Annotated in this window: 16 protein-coding genes; 9 read left to right on the forward strand and 7 right to left on the reverse strand. The window is 59.0% G+C overall.

The window, feature by feature from the left end; genetic code table 11:
- Positions 1-48 precede the first annotated feature (48 nt).
- Positions 49-1,137, reverse strand: coding sequence for an ABC transporter permease (locus E2N92_RS00200; RefSeq protein WP_220681698.1), 1,089 nt, complete (start codon positions 1,135-1,137; stop codon positions 49-51).
- A gap of 652 nt (positions 1,138-1,789) precedes the next feature.
- Here E2N92_RS00200 and E2N92_RS00205 point away from each other — a divergent pair.
- From E2N92_RS00205 to E2N92_RS00220, 4 genes are all read left to right on the forward strand, one after another.
- On the forward strand, positions 1,790-3,292 hold the full coding sequence (locus E2N92_RS00205) for a sodium:solute symporter family protein (protein WP_220681699.1): 1,503 nt from the start codon (positions 1,790-1,792) through the stop codon (positions 3,290-3,292).
- A gap of 989 nt (positions 3,293-4,281) precedes the next feature.
- Entirely contained in the window at positions 4,282-4,956 is a 675-nt protein-coding gene (locus E2N92_RS00210) for a DUF1847 domain-containing protein (RefSeq protein WP_220681700.1), read from the forward strand.
- Positions 4,957-5,436: 480 nt separating this feature from the next.
- On the forward strand, positions 5,437-6,411 hold the full coding sequence (locus E2N92_RS00215; protein ID WP_220681701.1) for a phospholipase C/P1 nuclease family protein: 975 nt from the start codon (positions 5,437-5,439) through the stop codon (positions 6,409-6,411).
- A gap of 56 nt (positions 6,412-6,467) precedes the next feature.
- On the forward strand, positions 6,468-7,274 hold the full coding sequence (locus tag E2N92_RS00220; protein WP_220681702.1) for a hypothetical protein: 807 nt from the start codon (positions 6,468-6,470) through the stop codon (positions 7,272-7,274).
- Positions 7,275-8,173: 899 nt separating this feature from the next.
- Here the strand turns inward: E2N92_RS00220 and E2N92_RS00225 are convergent.
- On the reverse strand, positions 8,174-8,992 hold the full coding sequence (locus tag E2N92_RS00225) for a hypothetical protein (protein ID WP_220681703.1): 819 nt from the start codon (positions 8,990-8,992) through the stop codon (positions 8,174-8,176).
- A gap of 166 nt (positions 8,993-9,158) precedes the next feature.
- Between E2N92_RS00225 and E2N92_RS00230 the strand changes: the two genes are divergently transcribed.
- From E2N92_RS00230 to E2N92_RS00240, 3 genes are read left to right on the forward strand one after another with little or no spacing between them, the layout of a single operon-like run.
- On the forward strand, positions 9,159-10,499 hold the full coding sequence (locus tag E2N92_RS00230) for a protoporphyrinogen/coproporphyrinogen oxidase (RefSeq protein WP_220681704.1): 1,341 nt from the start codon (positions 9,159-9,161) through the stop codon (positions 10,497-10,499).
- Positions 10,496-11,476 (forward strand): glycosyltransferase family 4 protein, encoded by a 981-nt coding sequence (locus tag E2N92_RS00235; RefSeq protein ID WP_220681705.1) that lies wholly within the window; start codon positions 10,496-10,498, stop codon positions 11,474-11,476. Before E2N92_RS00230 ends, E2N92_RS00235 begins: the two co-directional genes overlap by 4 nt.
- Positions 11,473-12,174: a glycosyltransferase gene (locus E2N92_RS00240; protein WP_220681706.1), complete on the forward strand. Its 702-nt coding sequence runs from the start codon at positions 11,473-11,475 to the stop codon at positions 12,172-12,174. Before E2N92_RS00235 ends, E2N92_RS00240 begins: the two co-directional genes overlap by 4 nt.
- A 151-nt stretch (positions 12,175-12,325) precedes the next feature.
- Here the strand turns inward: E2N92_RS00240 and E2N92_RS00245 are convergent, their stop codons facing one another.
- Positions 12,326-13,402 carry a radical SAM protein gene (locus tag E2N92_RS00245; RefSeq protein ID WP_220681707.1) on the reverse strand — a complete coding sequence of 359 codons (1,077 nt, stop codon included), beginning with the start codon at positions 13,400-13,402 and terminating at the stop codon, positions 12,326-12,328.
- Between the two features lie 747 nt (positions 13,403-14,149).
- Between E2N92_RS00245 and E2N92_RS00250 the strand changes: the two genes are divergently transcribed.
- Entirely contained in the window at positions 14,150-14,698 is a 549-nt protein-coding gene (locus tag E2N92_RS00250) for a ferredoxin domain-containing protein (protein ID WP_220681708.1), read from the forward strand.
- A gap of 10 nt (positions 14,699-14,708) precedes the next feature.
- Entirely contained in the window at positions 14,709-15,788 is a 1,080-nt protein-coding gene (locus tag E2N92_RS00255) for a GHMP family kinase ATP-binding protein (RefSeq protein ID WP_220681709.1), read from the forward strand.
- A 283-nt stretch (positions 15,789-16,071) separates the two neighbouring features.
- On the opposite strand, the gene E2N92_RS00260 is transcribed toward E2N92_RS00255, so the two are convergent.
- From E2N92_RS00260 to E2N92_RS00275, 4 genes are all read right to left on the reverse strand, one after another.
- Positions 16,072-17,451 (reverse strand): PAS domain-containing sensor histidine kinase, encoded by a 1,380-nt coding sequence (locus E2N92_RS00260; protein WP_220681710.1) that lies wholly within the window; start codon positions 17,449-17,451, stop codon positions 16,072-16,074.
- A gap of 524 nt (positions 17,452-17,975) precedes the next feature.
- On the reverse strand, positions 17,976-18,500 hold the full coding sequence (locus tag E2N92_RS00265; protein ID WP_220681711.1) for a class I SAM-dependent methyltransferase: 525 nt from the start codon (positions 18,498-18,500) through the stop codon (positions 17,976-17,978).
- A 2-nt stretch (positions 18,501-18,502) separates the two neighbouring features.
- Positions 18,503-19,831, reverse strand: coding sequence for an NADPH-dependent glutamate synthase (gltA, locus tag E2N92_RS00270; protein WP_220681712.1), 1,329 nt, complete (start codon positions 19,829-19,831; stop codon positions 18,503-18,505).
- Positions 19,831-20,685: a sulfide/dihydroorotate dehydrogenase-like FAD/NAD-binding protein gene (locus E2N92_RS00275; RefSeq protein WP_220681713.1), complete on the reverse strand. Its 855-nt coding sequence runs from the start codon at positions 20,683-20,685 to the stop codon at positions 19,831-19,833. The genes gltA and E2N92_RS00275 overlap by 1 nt, the downstream gene beginning before the upstream one ends.
- Positions 20,686-20,699: the final 14 nt, after the last annotated feature.

Raw genomic sequence — 20,699 nt, forward strand, 5'->3', positions numbered from 1 at the left:
CAGTATTATTTACTGGAACTGGTCTTTGTATGAGGCGTTATTCTGTCCTCATCGCACATCTATCCTCATAAAACAGAGATAGGCAGTGAGAAAGAGCACGCCCGGGAGGGCCAGGAGCAGGACGATGTTCCCCCAGATACCTGCAAGGACGTCCATGAAGTGCGGCGGCGCGGTGTCAGGGTCGGTGACCATAACAGTGAACGGGCCTGATGGACTGTTCTCCTTCACTGCGACATGATAGGGATCGACGATCGCACCGATGATTTTTTTGTAGTTCGTCTGCGGGGAGGCGGCCTCGACGATGGCGGTGACGGTCATTTTTTTCTCATAATATGCCTCGGCTTCAGCTTCATATTTCATCATCACCTCTTTCTCTTCCTGGGGATCTCGTTCTTCCCCTGTTGAGATGAGGGCACCATCCCCTGACATTATGAATGTCTGCACGAACGGCGCCTCCGGTTGCTCCCCCGCCCATGTGTCGATGGTGATCTCGCCTGCGATGGGCAGGAGTGAGGAGAGGATGATGAAGACGACAAGGGTGGCGATGAGTGCGCTCCCGCTGTCCGGCGCAAGGGTGGAGAGTGTGAGGGCGAGGGTGAAATAGACGAGGAGGAAGAGGACGGAGACCACCCCAAAGGTGAGGATGGCAGAAAACTCGTCGATGGTTGGGAGGATGCCGACGATAAGGAGCATCGCAAGAGAGACAAGGAGGACCACCCCGATCGCGAGGAGGATCGCCGCGCTCCCGCCGATGGCTTTCCCGTTGATCACTTCGTCACGATAAATAGGGTGGGAAAGAAGAGTCTTGAGCGTCTTTGTTTCCTTCTCCTTTGAGACAAGGTCAAAACCAATCGCGATGGCGAGGACCGCCCCGATGATAACGACCTGATCTGAAATCGCTGAGAATACGGAGAGTATGGAGGGTTTATCTGGCGTCCATCCGGTTAAAGTGCCACTCTCAACAGCCGTCATCTTTTCCTGGTATGCTGCGAGGTTTTCGTTGTATTCCCCAAGGCCCTGGTACATCCCTATGATCAAGATGATCAGAAAGAGTGCCATGATGACAAAGAAACGTTTGCTGGTGAGGTGGTCGACAAACTCCTTCTGTGCCACGATCATACATCTAAAGATTCCCATGATTCAACCCCTGGTGACACAAAATATGTGCTTTGCGGTTCTGGTGTGTCGGCGGCATCATCATCGTTCTGATGGAACATCATATCAGGATATAGGGATGGAATAGGTTCCTGAAAATGGAACAAGAGGCTCTGCAGAAAATCTTGTCCATTCTCAATAACAGCACGAATCAACCGCCTTCCCTCTCGCTCTCGCCAGGGGCGCGGCCCAATGGATCTCGAAAGTCAAGATTCACGGGAATCATTTTGTAATTGGTCTGGGTAGAGACCACCTTGAAGATCCTGAAGAGATGAGTAACTCACCGGCACTATCCTGACGTCTGGTGCGACTGAAAGGAGCATGGGAAGACCTGAGATCTTCAAAGGCGAGCCTCCGCAAAGATATCAATCTGGATAGATCCTACAGAGGGCCAAATCTTGTATTCACCCCTTTATTCGTACCCGCTCTCCCCCCTCCCCCCAGAGCTTTCCTCTCCTCACGCTCGGGGGCCGACGACCGCTCCGACCGATCATGTTATATGTTGGCATGACACACGCTGACATAGCACTATGATCGGCCTTCCATTCGAGACACTTGCCATCGTCAGCACCGCCTTCATTGCGGTCACCGTCATGCTCACCCTCTGGGCGTTCGTCTTCAAAGAGGACAGGGTATGATCGAACCGGTCACGGCCGCGATCATCGGCCTCTACTTTCTGGTCCTCATCGTGATCGGCGCCTGGGCCTCGGGCAAGATCCACAACACCGAGGACTACATCGTCGCCGGAAGGTCGCTTGGCTTCTGGGTCTTCACCATCCTGATGGTCTCCTCCATCTGCTCGGGTATGACCCTGCTCGGAGTGAGCGGACTCGGCTTCACCACCGGGTGGCCCTCCATCTGGGAACAACTCTTCGTCCCGCTGGCCGCCTCCTTCTGTATCATCGTCTTCGGCGTCAAGCTCCACCGCATCGGGAAGAAGAACAACTACCTGACGGTCGAGGACTACTTCGCCGACCGCTTCGAGAGCCCGAAGGTCATGCGGGGGCTCTCGGCGGTGGCCGGGATCATCGTCTCCCTCATCTACCTGATCGGGCAGTACACTGCGATCTCCATCGTGCTCGTCTGGCTCTTTGAGATCCCCCACTGGCAGGCGCTGATCATCTCGGGCGTCATCATCACCGCCTACACCGTGGTCGGCGGGCTGTACGCCGTCTCGTGGACGACGGTGATCCAGGGCGGCCTCCTCATCGTGGGAGTGTTCGCGATCGCACCGATTCTCATCATGAAGGCCGGCGGGATGACCCACATCAACGAGGTGATGGCCGGGATCAACCCGACGCTGGTCCAGCCATACCTCACCGAAGGGATGGCCTTCACGCCCGAGTTCCTCTTCTCGTTCGGACTGATGCTCACCGTGGGGCTTGCCTGTGCCCCGCACGTCGTCAACAACGTGCTGGCCGCAAAGGAAGAGCGTTACTTCAAGTGGTCGCCGCTGATCGCCTTCGCCGTCTACGCGGCCGTGATGCTCCTGGTGAAGTTCGCCGGGTTTGCCGGCCGGGTGCTCGTCGAGGAGGGAAGCATCGTCCTTCCCGATGTGCCCAACGCCCAGGACTTCATCTTCGTCTCCGGCCTGGAGTACGCCATGCCCAACCTCTGGGTCTGGTCGTTCTTCGCAGTGATCGTGCTCGCGGCCGTGATGTCGACGACCGACCGGTTGATGCTCACCGTGGGTTCGATGTTTGCCTGGGATGTCTGGAAGAACATCTTCAGGCCTGAGGCCAGCGACAAAGAGGTGCTCCTGGTCTCCAGGGTGGCGGTCGTCGTCGCCGCCGGCGGGACGCTCCTCCTCGCGATCAACCCGCCGGCGATGCTCGCGTGGCTGATGTGGTCGGGGATCGGGATTATGCTCTCCACCTTTGCGGTGCCCCTCCTCGCCGGACTGTACTGGCGGGGTGCGACCAGAGAGGGTGCCATCGCCTCGATGCTGGTCGGCCTGATCTCAGGCGGGGCGCTTGGCTACTGGTACTATGTGGTCGACAAGATGCCCTTCCACTTCAGCATGTATGCCTTCCTCCTCTCGGCGGTCACGATGGTCGTCGTCAGCATGGCGACCACGAAGACCGACTCCGAGGTGCTCGACGCCACGCTGACCGGCAAGTTCATCCACCTCCGGTGAACGGACTGCCGCAATTTTTCTTTTTTTGTTCTGTTGAATAGGGCATGCGTCGAGAGCGTGCCTCAGGCATACCGAATGAAAATTGCTCTGAGCAGATCTCCGATGTGTGGAAGGATCCTTGCTCCTTCCCTTGCGACCGAGGAATGAACAGAAATCGAGCATCCTGCCGCCCCCGCCTATCTTTGTCCGTGGGGGTCCGGGGGTGAAACCCCCGGCGCGAGACGGCGGAGAAGATGCTGCAATTGAGGGCGGCATGCCTGATCATCCCGCCTTCCCACATCCTCGTGCCGGGGGCTCTCTCGAAAGCCTTCGGCTTTCTCGAACTCGCTGACGCTCGTTTCCACCGGACCCCCAGGACGAAGATAGGGCCGGGAAGGCAGAGAGCCTGATCGTTCTGAGAGTGTTTTTGGTCTCTGTAGATCAGGTATGATGGCCCTTGATGCGTTCAAATCCTCAAGCGGATCTAGAGTGCCGATCTTTGAGATCATTTTCATAGTAATCGGTCATGAACCAGAGGCTCAAGCATACGCAATTGAACAATTGTTCTAAGCGGCGCTTCAAAGTGTGGATTCTTCTTACGACAGGACGCCCGGAGAATCTCGTTTCATCGCCACCCCCCGGCCATCTTCTGTCCGTGGGGGGAACGAGCGTTAGCGAGTTCGAGAAGGCCGGAGGTCTTCGAGTCCGGGGGTGCAACCCCAGGCGCGAGATTCCAGGAAAGATTCTGCGATGAGGGCGGCACGCCTGATCATTCCATCACGCCTTCCCGCATGCTCGCGCGGGGGACGCTGTCGAAGATCGAAGATCTTCTCAAGCTCCCTTCGGTCGCAGCCCCCGGACCCCCGGGATGAAGATCGGGCAGGGAAGGCAGAGAGGGTCGATCGTGAAGAGGTTGTTTAAGATCGGAAAACCGGTCCCTCTCTTGCAACAAGAGCGTCCCGGAATATTTCTCCACAGCCTTTTTTTCTCCCGCCTCCCAGGAGTGATCCATGGAAGGAGGCTACCCCGCATGCGCCAGATGCGGGATCAAAAAAGACGACCAACTCTGCAGGACAAAAGACGGGAGGTCGATCCCCGGATGCCCGACGGCAGGGCAGACCGATCTCCTGGCCGCTGCGATGGAGGAATACCGCCGCCCTGCCGTGGCGGCGTTCGCGAGGGCGGCGGCCGTCCAGGAGGGCGAGGGCTATGGGGAGAAGGAGGGGGGGTACGGCCGGCTCCGACCGATAAAGTGCCGGCTTGAGGAGACGGCCGAGTTTGCCGGGAAGATGGGGTACCGCCGCCTCGGCCTCGCCTTCTGCACCGGCCTTGCAAAGGAGGCGGCGGCGGTGGAGCGCTTCTTCAGGGGCCGGGATTTTGAGGTGGTCTCGGTGGTCTGCAAGGCGGGCCGCGTCCCGAAAGAGACTCTCGGCGTCTCCGACCACGAAAAAGTGGCGCCGGGCACCGACGAGCAGATCTGCAACCCGATCTTCCAGGCCATGCTCCTCAATGCCGCGGAGACCGAGTTCAACATCATGCTCGGTCTCTGCGTCGGGCACGACTCCCTCTTCATGAAATATTCAGAGGCGCCCTGCACCGTCCTCGCCGCCAAGGACCGCCTGCTCGGCCACAACCCCCTCGCGGCGGTCTATACGATAGAGAGTTATTCGCGGTACCTGAAGTGAGGGGAGAGATCTTTCCTGGGTCTATCTCTCTTCTCCGCAAGGGGGGATACTGGTGGGGATGGGAGATTCTGAAAAAATTTTGAAGATCGATACGAGGAGGAGACTGATCTTTATCGATCGGCAATCCATATTTTTTTGTCAGAGCGGTTTGAGCGCGCAGCGATGATGAGAATGGAACAGTCTTTTCTGCCAGTATGACATCGAAATATTTGGGATAAAGATCTCTAACCTTAATGTTTGTGGTTTAATCGTCTATCTGCCCTCTGAGAGTTAGAGAGATAGCTCATAAGGCATATATTCAACCAATATTATATTCTATGTCGTGGATTCCCGATTGGGTGTCCCGCAGGGGTCTGAGTGTTTGTACAGAACTGCTCCAGACCCCCACGCTGCCCGGAGGCAATGTAACTATGGATTATTCACTTGATATATCCTTGTCGGTTCTGTGCCTCTGGAGATGCAAAAAACAGAGGAAAAACCATGCAAACAAAATGCAGACTCGGCGCTATCATAGCGTTGATGATCGCCGGCACATTTCTGGTGTCGGCAGTGAGTGCATCCATCGATGGAGAGCGATACGGCCCCATCGAACCGGAGCATGTGGAGCCTGTTGATGATCATTTTATTCCTTCATTTGAAGAGAAAAATTACGTCATAACAGCGATTGAATCAAGCTCCCTTTCAGAGGATGAGAAAGACGACCTGATAAACAACTTAGAGAAAGTATGGTCATTGGATCCAAATTTATCTGAAAGTGAACGGAACGAAATAATTAATCAGGCCTCACTTATTGTTCTCAGTCATTATAGGATTGATTCTAACATTCGGCCCTTCTGGTCTGGATATACAGAATATAATGCAGATGGTACCCATAATGTGCTTGCAGAAACTGCTGGACAAAATATGGGACTATCCTCACAGAAATGTAGAATTCTCAATGAAAATTCTGCTGATCCAGACACCTGGGGCATACCGCAAATGGTAGAACACTATTCATGGGGTGGGGCAGGGAAAAAAACGCAAGAGTATGCAAATCGCGCAGCAGCAGTCTTTATGGAAGATCCCAATGATCCTCAAGGTTATGAATATCTATCATGGGCAATGCATTATATGTCAGATGTTGCCAATCCTTGGCACACCCAGCAACTCTGGGCTCAGGGAAATCATGAAACCTACGAAAAGGGTTACGTTTTGGACGAGATGGTAAGTGGCCATAACTTCAAACAAGTGATTACAAACGCTCCACTTTATTACTATGAAATTTCTAGTCCCGCAGAAAGTGCAGGCAACCTCGCAGATTTCTCAAGTCGTTATTTTAGTTACATTGACGATAAAATCAATAACGATCCCGATTGGAAGAATGATCCCACTGTAGTCGAATATACAGAAGATGTCTTGGAGGAGGCGTTGCGTTATAATATGGGTCTTGTCGACTATGCTGTGAATTATTCTTGATTCTGGTCATTAATTATGTTTTTTAAAAATAAATCCAACATTTTTGGGTGATTGTCATGAAAATTTCAGGAAAAAAGTTATCAACCCTGCTCATTGCTATCATACTCCCCCTTGCCTATCTTACTTACTGGTTTCTTCGAATGAGCGCTGTCTCACCAGGTGCAGAGATTATACTCTCAGGGGGCGTGATCGCCAGCATAGGCCTTGGCATTGTTGCACTCAAGAAAGGAGAGGCACCCCGATGGGTGGCGATTTCATTCATTATTGGTGCCATTCTCTGTGCCCTGATCTTTCTTGGTATAAATCTATGGGCTGGTTGGTCTGAAACCCGTCCTGGCCTCGTCTCATACCATGTCTCGATTAACGGCCTGGAAGGTCGAACCGGAGGGCTCATCACAACGATTCTCGTCCCTATCCCAATGCAGGACGGGGAAATGGTCATCCCATCTTCAAGGCTTGTGGACCAGACCTTCGATAACTGGACGACGACCATGGTAAAGACAAAGGACGGGAGGATGCTGGCATTCCAGAACCGGCATAATAATTTGACTGATATTCAGGGCGATTTTTATATCGCAAATGACGATATAAATAGTACTAAGCGTATCCCGGAAGAATATCTCTCTCCAGTCCTGGAAAATATCACCGACGAGGAGTATACCACCGTGATCTACGTGGACGAGGGGATCAGGCCACCAGGAAATTTGACCGTGAACCTCAGACTGAGTGCAGGGGGTGGACTCTATCATGGGATGTTTGAGCAGATGTACCGAACAGAGATTCAGGAAACTGTGCCAGCTGGAACGACAGGGCGGATTGTCGTGACAGCGGAGGTTGGAGAGTACAGGCCGCCGGGACCGTAAACCAGAGGGATACTACCTCTCTATCTTTGATTGGATTACATTTTTGAGTAGGTATTGGTCAAGGTATCTCTCTACTTTTATACATCCTCATCATGTATTTCAAGAACAAAAAGCCACCCTGCAAAAAGATCACGGAGGATGATAAGAGTTCTGTTCACAATCTCCTCTCTGCCTTTTTAACATAGAGGTCATCCCAAAACTCTCCAGCCCTCATCCTCACCGATGATAGCGATGGATGATAGTGAAGAGATCCCTGCTTTTTCATCGCGTACCCACGCATTCGTCGCCTTCCCCCACGCCCCTCCCAGGGGCGCTGCCCCCGGACCCCCGGGATGGCGATAGGGACGGGAAGGCATCCTTGATGATCCTGAAAAGGCGATGAGCGTCCTCCTCCTATCTTCTGCGGGGGGACCGGGGGGCGGCAGCCCCCCGGCGGAAGATTCACATTCAAAATTCCTGGAAAGGAGGGTTTCAGTTCAAGCCTCAGAGAGTTTTGGGATATTTTCATAGCCAAATCCGATCCCATGGGTCCAAGCGGTGCACTGGATGAAATCTTGAGAACACAGGCAATCAAAAATTTCATGATGATAAAATATGAAATATTTTTTCGCGCACAGAAAATGGAGAGCATTTTCTTGATAGGAAGATCAGATCTTCAGACTCTGTGGAATTGTTCATGAACCAGTGGTTCAAGCATACGTGATGAAAACTCATATCGCAGTTTGATCGATCCTTGATCCCCCTCCTTGCGGCCGAGGAGCGACTAGAAGTCGAACATCGTGCTGGCCCTTTGGGATGACAACAGAGACAGGAAGGCGGAGGGGAGACCATGATGAGGGAAAATTGTCCCTCACGAAGATCAAAAAGAATGTCCCTCTCGCTCTTCACCACCAACACTCTCACGGTCCCGACGGCCTGTACTCTTCAACTTCCGCCGTCACGACGATCCGCCCGGCAGTCCCGGCCGGCACACTTTCCTGGACCTCTGTTTGGTACATGTCCTCAAACATCCCATGAAAGAGCCCGCCCCCTGCACTCAGTTCAAGGTTCACGGTCAGGTCTCCTGGTGGCCTGACCCCCTCGTCCACATAGATCACCGTGGTATACTCCTCGTCGGTGATTTTTTCCAGGACCGGGGAGAGATATTCCTCAGGGAGACGCTCGGTCCCGCTGATATCTTTCTCATACAGATAAAAACGGGCATCAATATCGGTCAGGTTTTTCTGGCGGTGCTGAAATGCCAGCATCGTCCCGTCCTTTGTCCCGACCATGGTCGTCGTCCAGTTGTCGAAGGTCCGGTCCGCAAGTTCTGACGACGGGATGACGACCTCGCCGTCCTTCATCGGGAGAGGGACGAGGATCGTGGTGGACCCGTCGCCGGTCCGACCATCCAGGCCGACGACCGAGACATGGTAGGAGACGAGGGGAGGGACGCTCTCATGCCAGGCGAGACTGAGACTGATGCCGAGAAAGATCAGGACGCAGAGAACGGCGCCGACGACGAACGAGACCGCCACCCAATGCACCTTCGCTCCTTTTTTCAGCGCGACGGCGCCGAGGCCCACGGCGACAAACACCCCGGCGATGAACACCGCCCCGGCGATCGCTTCAGGGCCGATGGAGATATTGAACATCCGCACCAGCCAGTATGCCATGAAGGCGAGAGGGAGGACGATGGCGATAAGCAGGGTCGAGGTACGTTTTCCCGGGGTTTTCATGACAGAGCATCCCTTTTTTGCGAGGATAAATATAGTGATCACTTCATCTAATTGTCGGGACGACGCAGCGGCCTGAAGGCGCAAACGATCGCCTCGGTCACTGCTGAGTAATTTTCCCGCCCCACACCCCCGCACCCGGCCGTCCACCGAATATCAACAACCATAAATGAATCCTCCGCAAACCTATTACACCGTGAAAACGGCGATATTGGGCGGCGGACTGACCGGCGTAACGCTGGCGCGACTGTTGCGCCAGCAGGGCGAGGACGTGGTGGTCCTCGAGGCAGAGTCCGGGTACGGCGGGCTCTGCCGGTCGAAGGTCATCGACGGCTTCACCTTCGACACCGGCGGGTCGCACATTATATTTTCAAGAGATACGGAGGTCCTCTCCCTCATGAAGGAGGCGCTCGGGGAGAACCGGACCGAACGGCAGAGAAAGACGAAGATCTTCTACAAGGGGCGGTATGTGAAGTACCCCTTCGAGAACGGGCTTGCCGACCTCCCGAAGGACGACCTCTTCTTCTGCATCAACGAGTTCATCAAGGCGCTCATCGCCGCGGAGAAGGGTGAGGTGAAACCCCCCGAGAACTTCGGCGAGTGGATCCGCACCACCTTCGGCGAGGGGATCGCGGCGTGCTACATGCTCCCGTACAACCGAAAGATCTGGAAGTTCCCGCCGGAGGAGATGTCGGCCCACTGGATGGACGGCCGCGTGCCCAGGCCCCCGGTGGAGGACGTGGTCAGGTCGGCGGTCGGGATCGAGACCGAGGGCTACACCCATCAGTCGATCTTCTCGTACCCGCAGGAGGGCGGGATCGAAGCGATGGTGAAGGCCGTCGCCGCCCCGGTGGAAGACGCCATCAGGACCGGGTTTGTGGTCAGGTCGGTCAGGCGCGAGGGCGACCGCTGGGTGATATCCGACGGCACCGAAGAGGTCGTCGCCGACCGGTGTGTCTCCACCATCCCCCTCCAGGCCCTCCTCCCCGCGCTGGACGGCGTCCCGGCCGACGTGACCGAAGCCTGCCGGGCCCTCAAGTACAACTCGGTCGCCTGCGTCTGCCTCGGGCTCAAGGGCGAGGTCCCGCCGTACTCCTGGGTCTATGTCCCGCAGGAAGAACTCGGCCCCTTCAACCGGATCTCCTTCCCCTCAGGCTACAGCGACACCAACGCCCCCGAAGGATGCAGTTCGGTCCTCGCCGAAGTGACCTACCGCGACGGCGACCCCACCGCGGCCCTCTCCGATGACGACCTCGTCGCCTCCACCGTCGACGGCCTCATGGAGATGGGGGTCATCGCCTCGCGCGACCAGGTGCTCACCACCTCGGTCGAACGCCAGAAATACGCCTACGTCATCTACGACCTCGCCTACCTGGAGAATATCAAGATCGTCAGGGATTACTGCGAGGGCCTCGGGATCGGGCTCGTCGGCCGGTTCTCCGAGTTCGAGTACCTCAATATGGACGGATGCATCCGTCACGTCATCGAGTTTGCGAAGGAGTTTTCATGAAAGTCAACTTTTTCGTCGAGGACATGCTCTTTTTCAAATATATCGGCTGCGCGACCCTGGCAAAGACGCTGTACCGGGCGCTTGCCGACGGCAACGGTGGCCCCGAGGTCTCATGGAACGCCCACGGGCGGGACTTCGACCTGGTCCACTACCACACCTTCGGCCCCCTCGCCCTGGCAAACAAACGGTTGAGCGGAGCGGTGACCGTGCTCACCGCCCACTCAACGCCCAGACTCAACGCCGGCAACCTCGCCTTCTCAGATACCGTCAACAACTTTTACCCCGGCATATACCAGGGCTTCGACCACATCATCACCATCTCGCCGCTCTGCGACGAGGAGGTGCGCGAGTTCGCCCCCGACGTCCCGACCACCCTCATCCCGAACGGCGTGAACAGGGAACGCTTCAGACCGGACGCCGGGAAGCGGGCGGCCTTCCGCGAGACGTACGGGATCGGCGAGGACGAGCAGGTGGTGCTCACCGTCGCCCAGCAGACACCCCGGAAAGGCATCTACGACTTCCTCGCCCTCTCACGGGACCACCCTGACACCAGGTTCGTCTGGGTCGGCGGGTTCCCGTACGGCAGGTTCTCAAAAGACCACAGCCAGATCGAGGCGGAGAAAAGCCGGTGTGGCGAGAACGTCCTCTTCACCGGGTTCGTCGAGGACATCACCGCGGCCTACTGCAGCGCCGATGTCTTCTTCATGCCAAGTTTCGCCGAGGGCCTCCCGATGGTCATCCTTGAAGCGCTCGCAAGCGGCCTGCCGGTCGTCGCCCGCAAGATCCCCGAGTTCACCGGGAACTTCGGGGACGCCGCCCTCTACTTCGACGACCTCGCCAGGGCCGGGGCGCTCCTCGAGGACACTGCTCTCCTCAGGCAGCACGCCGACCTCTCCAGACCCTTCACCGAACGCTACGACATCAGGAGGGTCTCCGACCTCCATATCAGACTCTACCAGGAGTTGACCTCGTCATGATCTCAGTTGTGATCCCGACCTATAACGAAGAGGCGAATATCGCCGCCTGTCTTGTGTCGCTCTGCAACCAGACCCTCCCCAGGGAGCGCTATGAACTCATCGTCGTCGACGGCGGGTCGAAGGACCGGACCCGCGAGATCGCCGCCGAATATGCCGACCAGGTCTTTATCCAGACGAGCAAGAAGGTCGGCGGTGCACGCAACGACGGGGCGAAGGCGGCGAAGGGGGAGATCGTCGCCACGACCGACGCCGACTGCGTCATCCCCACCGACTGGCTGGAGCGGATCGAGGCGGACTTCGCACGCCACCCCGACGTCGTCCAGGTCTACGGTCTGGTGTATCCCAAGGAGAAGAACCTCAAACACTCCATCTCCCTTGCCCTGGCTAACTTCTTCTCCCGCCTCGGTTCGTGGACGCACTCGATGTACTATACCCTCGGGTGCAACACCGCCTTCCGCCGCGAGGCCTTCATCGAGGTCGGGATGTACCGGTGCATCGACGCCGGCGACGACCTGGAGATCGCCCGCCGCACCAGAGAGGTCGGGACAGTCTTCCTCGACACCTCGCTTCGCGTCGCCTTCGACATGCGCCGCTACGAGCAGTTCGGGACGCTCAAGTCCCTCTGGGAGTGGATCTATATCGTGGTGCGGGGCGGGAACACTGAGAAGTATTCGTACTCGAAGCGCGAGTATAAGTGAGGGGTGCGGGACGGTGGGAGACCGGGCCGTCTCCACACTCTTCGCGATCATCTTTTTTCACCATCGCTTCTCTTCACGATCATCTCTCTGCCTTTCCGTCCCAATCGCAACCGCCGGTGCGAGTATGGGGAAGGCATGAGAACGATCCCAATCAAAAATCAAAGATCCCGCTCTGCACATCGCCGTCCCCGAAGGCGACGTACCGCCCCACCCCTCTCCCCCGCACGCCGCAGGCCCTGAGGTCGCGCTCAGACCTGAGAGGGGCCTTCTCCCGTGCGGCAAGCACCCGGCGGGCATTCTTCGGGCCGATGCCGGGCACCCTGAGGAAGTCGGCGAGGGGGGCGCGGTTGACGTCCACCCGCGGCCTCTCCCTGGCAAGGAGGCGCTTGGGGTCGGCATTTCGCAAGAACCCCTCCTCGTCCAGCACCCCGGCCACCTCCTCCATGGAAAAGTGATAGAGCCGGAGGAGAGCGTCCGCCTGGTAGAGCCGGTTCTGCCGCCAGAGCGGGGTTGGGTCGTGGGAGGCAAGCGGCGTTCCCGCAAGGGGGCTGAAGCCCGAATAATAGATCCTGGCCGGGGCCAGACGCCGGTATTGCCCGGCGATGCAGGTTAGCACCTCGGCGTCGCTCTCGCCGGCCGCCCCGACGACGAGTTGCGTGGTGTGCCTACCCGGCATGGCGTCGGCAACCCAGGTCTGCCTCTTCTCGATGTCCTGCCGGTAGTCCTTCACCCCTGCGAGTTCGGAGAGCCTGGACGCCGAGGGCGCCTCGATATTGATGGAGATCCGGTCGGCCACCCTGGCGAGATCGGTGATGTCGGATCGCGCCGCGCCGGGAAGCACCTTGAGATGCATATATCCGTCATAACCCCGCCGCCGGAGGATCTCGCCGGTCTCGACGATCCCCTCCATCGCCTCGTCGACGTCGCGCGGGATACCCGACGAGAGGAAGAGCCCGTCGGCCCGCCCCTCGCGCCACATCTTCAGGAAAATATCGGCGAGTTCCGCCGGCGAGAGAGAACAGTCCTGCCGGCACGTCCGCACCCCGCAGTAGGCACAATCGTACGCACACCGTCCGTGAAGCAGCACCTTCATCATCCGCCTGCACCGGCCCGAGGCGATGGAGAGCCCCGGCATGCGGCGTGCACGCTTTCCCTCCTCACTCTCAGGGACACAGAGATCAAAGCGCGCCGCCCTCGTGAGGGCCGCGACCTGTGCGGCACGAGACATCATTGTTCATTCGGCCCTGAGAGAAAAAGGGGGATCGGGTGCGGGGTGAAAGTGAATGTTACCGGTTCTGTAGAATCGGGCATGAACCTCTGGCTCAAGCATACGCAGTTGAATATTTCATATTGCAGCCTTGTAGAATTGCCCATGAACCCTGGGTTCAAGCATACGGGATGAAAATTTTTCGTCACGTGCTCTCTCTTTTCAAGAGAAGAGAATCGGTTGGGATCGTGTTTCATCGCCGCCCCCACCGATTCTTCGGTCCGTGGGGGGTCCAGGGGGTGAAACCCCCCGGCGTGAGGTGGCAGGGAAATCTCGACGATGGGGGCGGCCGTTCTGATCGAAGTGCCTTCCCACACCATCGGCCGGGGGCGCTGCCCCCGGACCCCCGGGATGAAGATAGGGCCGGGAAGGCACAATCAGTGACTATGGAGATCGGATTGCCGTCCCCCGTCCTATCCTGATGCGGGGGGCCCGGGGGGCGGTCAGCCCCCCGCAGAGATAGCCATCCAGAGCATTTCTACAGAGCCGAAAATCTCATATCACAGTTTGATCGATCCGTGATCCTCCTTCTTGCGACCGGGGAGCGAACCGAAGTCGAGCATGGTGCCCCCCCGACACTCACACCAGAAAAGCAATTCTGCAGAGTCGAAAAATGTGCTTTGATCCAGGGGATGGTTCAAGTCGTGAATACTTCAGGGATCTGCTCAGGGCCAAGATTATATCAGGTGCTGACCGAACCTACCCGGTATGACTCCAGAATCAGAAGCCGTCAGACTCGTCGCCTCGCTGATGGCGCTCTCGGCCAGGACCGCACCCAAGGGGAAGGGCGTCGACACCATCGAGACGGCGGTGCTCGGCGGCACCGACCTGACGAAACTTGCCGAAGCGATGCGGACCTTCGGGAAAGAGCACGACCTCGGGTTCTTCCTGCGGGACGCAAAAAACATTGAGGCCGCCGACGCATGCCTTCTCATCGGGTGCCGCGGGGCGGAGACCGCCGCGATCAACTGCGGGGCCTGCGGGTACCCGACCTGCGCGGAGATGACCGCGGCCCTCCGTGCACCGCAGCGGGGCGGCACCCCGTTTGCCGGGCCGAACTGTGCGGTCAGGATGACCGACCTCGGTATCGCTGTCGGGTCCGCAGTGAAGACCGCCTCGATCCACAACGTCGACAACCGGGTGCTGTACTCCGGTGGGGTCGGCGCCCGGACCCTCGGCCTCCTGGAAGAGTGCACCGTCGTCTATGCCGTCCCGCTCAGGGCCGCTGGAAAAAATATCTTCTTTGACCGCACATAGGGAACATACCATGCCGATGATGAAGATCAGAGGCGGCGACCTCGACCTCGTCGAGTACGAGTTCGAGCCCTTCACCGCGGGCGACCACCTCCGCCCCCTCGCCCTCAACCGCGAGGTCCGGGCGGTACCGCAGGAAGGTGCCTTCACCGCCCGTGCGCCGGCCAGGATCCACTCGACTGTCCTTGACATGAACCGGTTTGCCCCCGACCGTCCGGGCGGCGGCGGGTTCGGATATGCCGTTCAGGTCTACTGCACCGCCACGGCGCGGTGCACCGAGAAGGAGACCGAGATCGAGTACGAGCGCGCCCCCATCGTCACGCAGGTCGTCGAGGCCTTCAAGGAGACGGTCGGCTACGAGGGCGGCTTCTCGATCCGGGCACAGGACCACCAGCACAAACACGTCGGTCTCGGCTCGACCGGGACGGTCCTCACCGCGGTCTGTCATGCGATGAATGCCGCTGTGGGATCGCCCCTCACCCCAGAGGAGATCAGGGTTCTGGTGGGCAGGAACTTTGTCGAAGAGACGGCCGACGACCGGGTGGCCTTTGGGTTCGAGACCGGGGTCGGGCCTGCGGTGAGCACGTACGGCGGGTTTGTGGTGATGGGCGACGACCTCGCCCTCGTCTACCACCACCCCTTTGGCGCGGAGAAGAACGTCTACGTGATCATCCCAGAGAGCGGGATCTCCTCTGCCGGCAAGAGCGAGTTCGACCTCCTGATGAACCGGGCCCGCGACCTCGACTACCGCGACCGTCCGCTCAAGGCCTACATGGTCCTGATGGACCTGATCCCGGCCCTCGAACGGGGCGACCTCGAGAAGGCCGGCGAGGTGATGTGGGAGATCGAGTTCCGCGGCTCCAAGCGGGCCGAGATCGAGCACCACAGCTTTGCCATCTACGCCTATATGAGCAGGCTGCGGGAGGCCGGGCTCGAGTTCGTGGGGATGAGTTCGGTCGGCCCCTCCATCGCCGTCGTCACCAGGAAGCCCAGGGAAGAAGTGGAGGCGATCGCCGAAGGACTCGGCCTCACCGTCACTCTCGCCACGACGGTCGACAACGAAGGGCTGAAGGTCTGGAAAGAAGAGGATTAGGGCTCTGTTGGGTTCAGGAGAGATCTGTTCTGGAACGCGGATAGCGATGGGTTGAATAGGTCAATTTTGCCCCATTTTTGGCGTTGTGCGGTCTCGCACAATCTTCTCAATAAAGGGGGTACAGGGGCCGCTCGCCGGCGGATTGGCGAGCAGTTTGATCGGCGAGCAGGTTAGATCCCTTCTTCATCGGTGTGCGGCAGTCCCGACACCAAGAGTTGCACCCCCCCACGTTTCTTCCGATGACGATGGGTGGAGAGTCCGAGGAATTCTCCAGAGCCAAGAATTAGAAGAACCTGATCTGGTCCTGCGGGATGGAGAGGACGAACCTCGCCCCGGTGCCGGGCTCTCCCTCCTCCTTGATCTTGATCCCGGTGACGGCCAGGATCCGGCGCGCGAGGTAGAGGCCGAAACCGGTGTTTTTTCCATACCCCAGCTCGAAGATCCTTTTTTTCTCCCTGACTGGTACCCCGCATCCGTTGTCCTCGTACACTATCAGGGATCCCTCCACCCTGACCCTCACCTCGGTCACACCCTTCCCGTGCCGCAGCGAGTTTTCGAGGAGGATATAGAAGACGCGGTCAAAGAGCGTGTCGGCGAGAACCCGGACGCCCGCGGTCTCGGTTCGGATCGTAAGGTTCTGCACACCGTTCTCGAGATACGAGCGTGCCGAGCCGACGGCGGCATCGAGATCCTGCCATGTCGGTGCCGCCGTCCCGACCTGCTGGATCTCCCGGGAAAAATCAAGATGTTTCCTGAGCATTCCAGCCGCTTCCGTGGCTTTTTTGAGGTATCGATCGACGTCGGGTTCGGTCGTGACGCCGGCCGCAAGGTCGACCCACCCCGCGAGGGCGGTGAGGATGTTCATCAGTTCGTGGCGGGTGAGCGTGCTGACCAACTTGAGGGTCTGGTTCATCTGCTCCAGTTCCTCCTGGGCAGCCCTGATCTCGCTGATATCGATCACCAGGCCCCATGTCCCGGTCGCCTCCCCGTTCTTGGTCACGGCGACGGAGTGGACGATCACCGGGACGGTGCTCCCGTCTTTTCTGAGGAAGGTGTACTCGTGACATGCCGGGATCCTCCCGTCCATCCGATAAGCCACATTCTGGTAGGCTCGCGTCCGGTCAGGGAGGGCGATCAGGTCGTAGGCGTTCAGGCCCCCTTCGAGATCCTCCGCGGTAAATCCGAACTCCAGGAGGCCATGGTGATTCACGTAGGTGATAGTGCCGTGCTCGTCGAACTCGAAGAAGGTCTGGGGGAAGGTGTCCATGAAGGTGAGAAGGGTCTGGCGCATGTCGGGGGTGTGCCGGCCGGCGTCGGCGTCGATCTCGACGAGGTTGACCCAGAAGCCCTCTCCGGCGGGGGTGAAGACCGGCAGCACCCGGGCCGGACGTCTGTTCCGGTCGAGTACGGTGTACGGCGAGGGCGGCGATCCCGCGCCGTCCACTGTCCTGGCGCACTCTGCCACGAACCGTTCCCTTTCGGAGGGGGCGAAGAGATCGGAGATGTGCCACCCGGTGACGGACTCATCCGGACAGCAGAAGACATCCTGCCCCCTCCGGTTCATGGACAGAATCGTACCCCCCTTATCGGTCAGACAGAGGATCTGCGGGAATCTGTCGGCCCGAGAGGATTCTATCCCGATGAAGAGGGGTTCACGGAGCATCGAAATTCAATGACCCGGAATAATATATAACTGTTTCATATTTGTCATGGGTATTTATTTTCAAGATCAAAATTATTGATCTCAACAAATATTGTATGAGGCCACGTATTTCTGATAAAATGGCTCTGTAGAATTTTTCATGAGGCGAGCGCCCGCCTCAAGCGTACGTGATGAAAATATCATCTCAGAACTGGATTGATTCTTGACCCTCATCCTTCCTTTCAAGGAGCGAATCGGAGTCGAGCATCATGCCGCCCCCCTATCTTCGCTGGCCGCCTTATCAGGGGCCGAGCGTATTTTGCAGTCCGGGCAGGATGAAGCCGGTTCGCCGAACGTCGCGAGGTCGTGGAATCTATCGGGCCGTTCAGGGCCTGTGTGGGGGGGGAGGAGGTCGTTCGAGTCAGGGGCCTCCCGGTACGGTGATCTATGCCTGGGCGGCCACACCGGAAATCGGCGCGATTCAGATGAACCGTGCGATATTTTGATCGCAAAAGTCTACAGAGCCGAAAAAAAGAACGAAAAGTTCAGGCAGCCGTCTTCTCCACGACGAAGACGGTCACCTTCTCGAGGGGATGGACGACCGGACGGCCGAGGGCGGCGAGTTCTTCCTCAAGCCACGCGAGGTCGACGGGTTCGAGGTCGTCGTCGCCGTGGAGTTCGGCAAAACCCGTCTCGTTGAACTCGGCAACGACGAACTTCTCGTACGAGACCCGCGCCAGTTCGGAGAGGACGGCACCCCTGATAGCAGGCTCCATATGATGGAGGGCGCCGAAACAGATCCCGATATCGAAACTCTCGTCCTCGTACGGCAGGGCGGCGGCGTCGGCCTCCTCGAAACTGATCTTCTCGGCGACTCCCTCTTCCCCGGCAAGCCGCTCGGTCTCCTTCAACCGCCCGGTGTCGATATCGATGCTGGTGACAAAACAGTCGTACTCACTGGCGGCGATGAGGGTGAGCGTGCCGGCCCCGATGTCCAGCACCTCTCTTCCCTCGACGCCGGCGAGACGGAGGAGGGCCCTCCGCTCTTCAAGATACCGCCCTTCGATCATATTTACTCCTCTTTCAGTGCCTTATCGATGGCCGCCGCGGCCGTCTTCGCCGAGCCCATCGCCCAGATGACCGTGGCCGCACCGGTCGCGGCGTCGCCGGCGGCGTAGACCCGCGCCACCGTCGTCCGCCCGTCCTCGTCCACGACCAGGTTGCCCCGACGAGCGCGTTCCAGGCCGGGGATCATCGAGACCAGGAGGGGGTTTGGCCCCTGCCCGATGGCCTCGATGAAGACGTCGGCCTCGAGGGTGAACTCGCTCCCCTCGATGCAGGTCGGCTTCGGCCTCCCGCTCGCGTCGACCTCGCACATCTCCATCCTGACACACTCGACGCCTTCGACAGCCGTCTCGCCGACGATCCGCACCGGGTTGGCGCAGCAGAGGAACTCCACGCCCTCCTCGTGGGCGTTCTTCACCTCGACCGCACGGGCCGGGAGGTCTTCCTCGCGCCGGCGGTAGACCAGCGTCACCGCCGCCCCGAGCCGCCTGGCCACGCGTGCGGCGTCCATCGCCACATTCCCGCCGCCGACCACGACGACCTTGCACCCGCGCTTGACGGGCGTGTCGAATTCGGGGAAGCAGTTGGCATGCATCAGGTTGACGCGGGTCAGGAACTCGTTTGCCGAGTAGACGCCGTTGAGGTTCTCGCCCTCGATCCCCATGAAGTACGGCAGCCCCGCACCGGTCCCGAGGAAGACGGCGTCGTACCCGAGGAGTTCCTCGACCGGGACACTCCGCCCGACGAGGTGGTTGAGCCTGATCTCCACGCCGAGGGCCTTCACCTGCTCGATCTCGGCCTTCACGATCGCTTTCGGGAGCCTGAACTCAGGGATCCCGTAGGTGAGCACGCCGCCGGCCTCGTGGAGCGACTCAAAGACCGTGACCTCATGGCCGAAACGGGCCAGTTCAGCCGCGGCCGTCAGCCCGGCCGGGCCGGAACCCACGACCGCGACATGCTTGCCGGTCGGTTCCGCGACCGCCGGGAGCTTCGTCCCGTGCTCGCGTTCCCAATCGGCGACGTATCGCTCCAGGGCCCCGACGGCCACCGGCTTCTCCTTCTTTGCAAGGATACACGCACCCTCGCACTGGGACTCCTGCGGGCAGACCCGGCCGCAGATGGCCGGGAGCATGTTGTCGGCTTTGATGACCGCTGCAGCGCCCTCGAAGTCCTTCTCGGCAACCTTCTGGATGAAGGCCGGGATATCGATCCCGACCGGGCAGCCCTTCACGCAGGTCGGGCGGACGCAGCTCATGCACCGGAGGGCTTCAAGAACAGCGTTCTCCTCGGTAAGCCCCTTGTTGACCTCCGTGAAGTCCTTCACCTCTTTCGCCATCAGTGCTTCCCCCCGCAGCACCCGCAACCGCCATGATGGTCATGGTGGTGGAAGTGCTCACGCGCCTCCTTCTCCTCGTCGGTGTACATCCGCTGCCTCTGCATCAGGCTGTCGAAGTCGACCTGGTGGGCGTCGAACTCAGGGCCGTCGACGCAGGCGAACTTGGTCTCGCCGCCGACCGTCACCCGGCACGACCCGCACATCCCGGTCCCGTCGACCATGATCGGGTTGAGGGAGACAAAGGTCTTGACCTTGTACGGGATGGTCACCCGCGAGGTCACCTTCATCATGATGGCCGGGCCGACGATCCAGACACAGTCGATCGTCCGCTCCTTGAGAAGCCCTTCGAGGACCGTGCTCGCGAAGCCGTGGACCCCCTTGCTCCCGTCGTCGGTCGTGATGAAGAGTTCGTCGCAGACCTCTTCCATCTCGTCTTCGAGGATGAGGAGATCTTTGTTCCTCGCCCCGATGATCCCGATGACATGGTTCCCGGCTTCCTTCGCCTCGCGGGCGATGATCGGGGTGCTCGCGATCCCGACGCCCCCGCCGATGACGACGACGGTGCCGTAATTCTTGATCTCGCTCGGCGTGCCGAGCGGCCCGACGATGTCGGCAAGGACGTCGCCTTTCTTCTTGGTCGCGAGCAGTTCGGTGGTCTTGCCGACCGCCATATAGATGACTCTGACCGAGTCACCCTTCGTCGCCGAGATGGTGAGCGGGATCCGCTCCCCGGTCTCGTCGACCCTGATGATCAGAAACTGCCCGGCCCGGGCGTGGCGCGCCACCTGCGGCGCGTTGACCCAGATCTGATACACATTCTCCGAGAGCTGCGTAGCATCCTCAACCTGATACAAACTCTACCACTCCA

It is taken from the genome of Methanofollis formosanus (assembly GCF_019633745.1).
In the GTDB taxonomy this organism is placed as follows: domain Archaea; phylum Halobacteriota; class Methanomicrobia; order Methanomicrobiales; family Methanofollaceae; genus Methanofollis; species Methanofollis formosanus.

Excerpts from the sequence above, each read along its gene's own strand:
- E2N92_RS00200 (WP_220681698.1), bottom strand. The coding sequence starts at position 1,137 with ATGGGAATCTTTAGATGTATGATCGTGGCACAGAAGGAGTTTGTCGAC.
- E2N92_RS00205 (WP_220681699.1), top strand. The coding sequence starts at position 1,790 with ATGATCGAACCGGTCACGGCCGCGATCATCGGCCTCTACTTTCTGGTC.
- E2N92_RS00210 (WP_220681700.1), top strand. The coding sequence starts at position 4,282 with ATGGAAGGAGGCTACCCCGCATGCGCCAGATGCGGGATCAAAAAAGAC.
- E2N92_RS00215 (WP_220681701.1), top strand. The coding sequence starts at position 5,437 with ATGCAAACAAAATGCAGACTCGGCGCTATCATAGCGTTGATGATCGCC.
- E2N92_RS00220 (WP_220681702.1), top strand. The coding sequence starts at position 6,468 with ATGAAAATTTCAGGAAAAAAGTTATCAACCCTGCTCATTGCTATCATA.
- E2N92_RS00225 (WP_220681703.1), bottom strand. The coding sequence starts at position 8,992 with ATGAAAACCCCGGGAAAACGTACCTCGACCCTGCTTATCGCCATCGTC.
- E2N92_RS00230 (WP_220681704.1), top strand. The coding sequence starts at position 9,159 with ATGAATCCTCCGCAAACCTATTACACCGTGAAAACGGCGATATTGGGC.
- E2N92_RS00235 (WP_220681705.1), top strand. The coding sequence starts at position 10,496 with ATGAAAGTCAACTTTTTCGTCGAGGACATGCTCTTTTTCAAATATATC.
- E2N92_RS00240 (WP_220681706.1), top strand. The coding sequence starts at position 11,473 with ATGATCTCAGTTGTGATCCCGACCTATAACGAAGAGGCGAATATCGCC.
- E2N92_RS00245 (WP_220681707.1), bottom strand. The coding sequence starts at position 13,402 with ATGTCTCGTGCCGCACAGGTCGCGGCCCTCACGAGGGCGGCGCGCTTT.
- E2N92_RS00250 (WP_220681708.1), top strand. The coding sequence starts at position 14,150 with ATGACTCCAGAATCAGAAGCCGTCAGACTCGTCGCCTCGCTGATGGCG.
- E2N92_RS00255 (WP_220681709.1), top strand. The coding sequence starts at position 14,709 with ATGCCGATGATGAAGATCAGAGGCGGCGACCTCGACCTCGTCGAGTAC.
- E2N92_RS00260 (WP_220681710.1), bottom strand. The coding sequence starts at position 17,451 with ATGCTCCGTGAACCCCTCTTCATCGGGATAGAATCCTCTCGGGCCGAC.
- E2N92_RS00265 (WP_220681711.1), bottom strand. The coding sequence starts at position 18,500 with ATGATCGAAGGGCGGTATCTTGAAGAGCGGAGGGCCCTCCTCCGTCTC.
- gltA (WP_220681712.1), bottom strand. The coding sequence starts at position 19,831 with ATGGCGAAAGAGGTGAAGGACTTCACGGAGGTCAACAAGGGGCTTACC.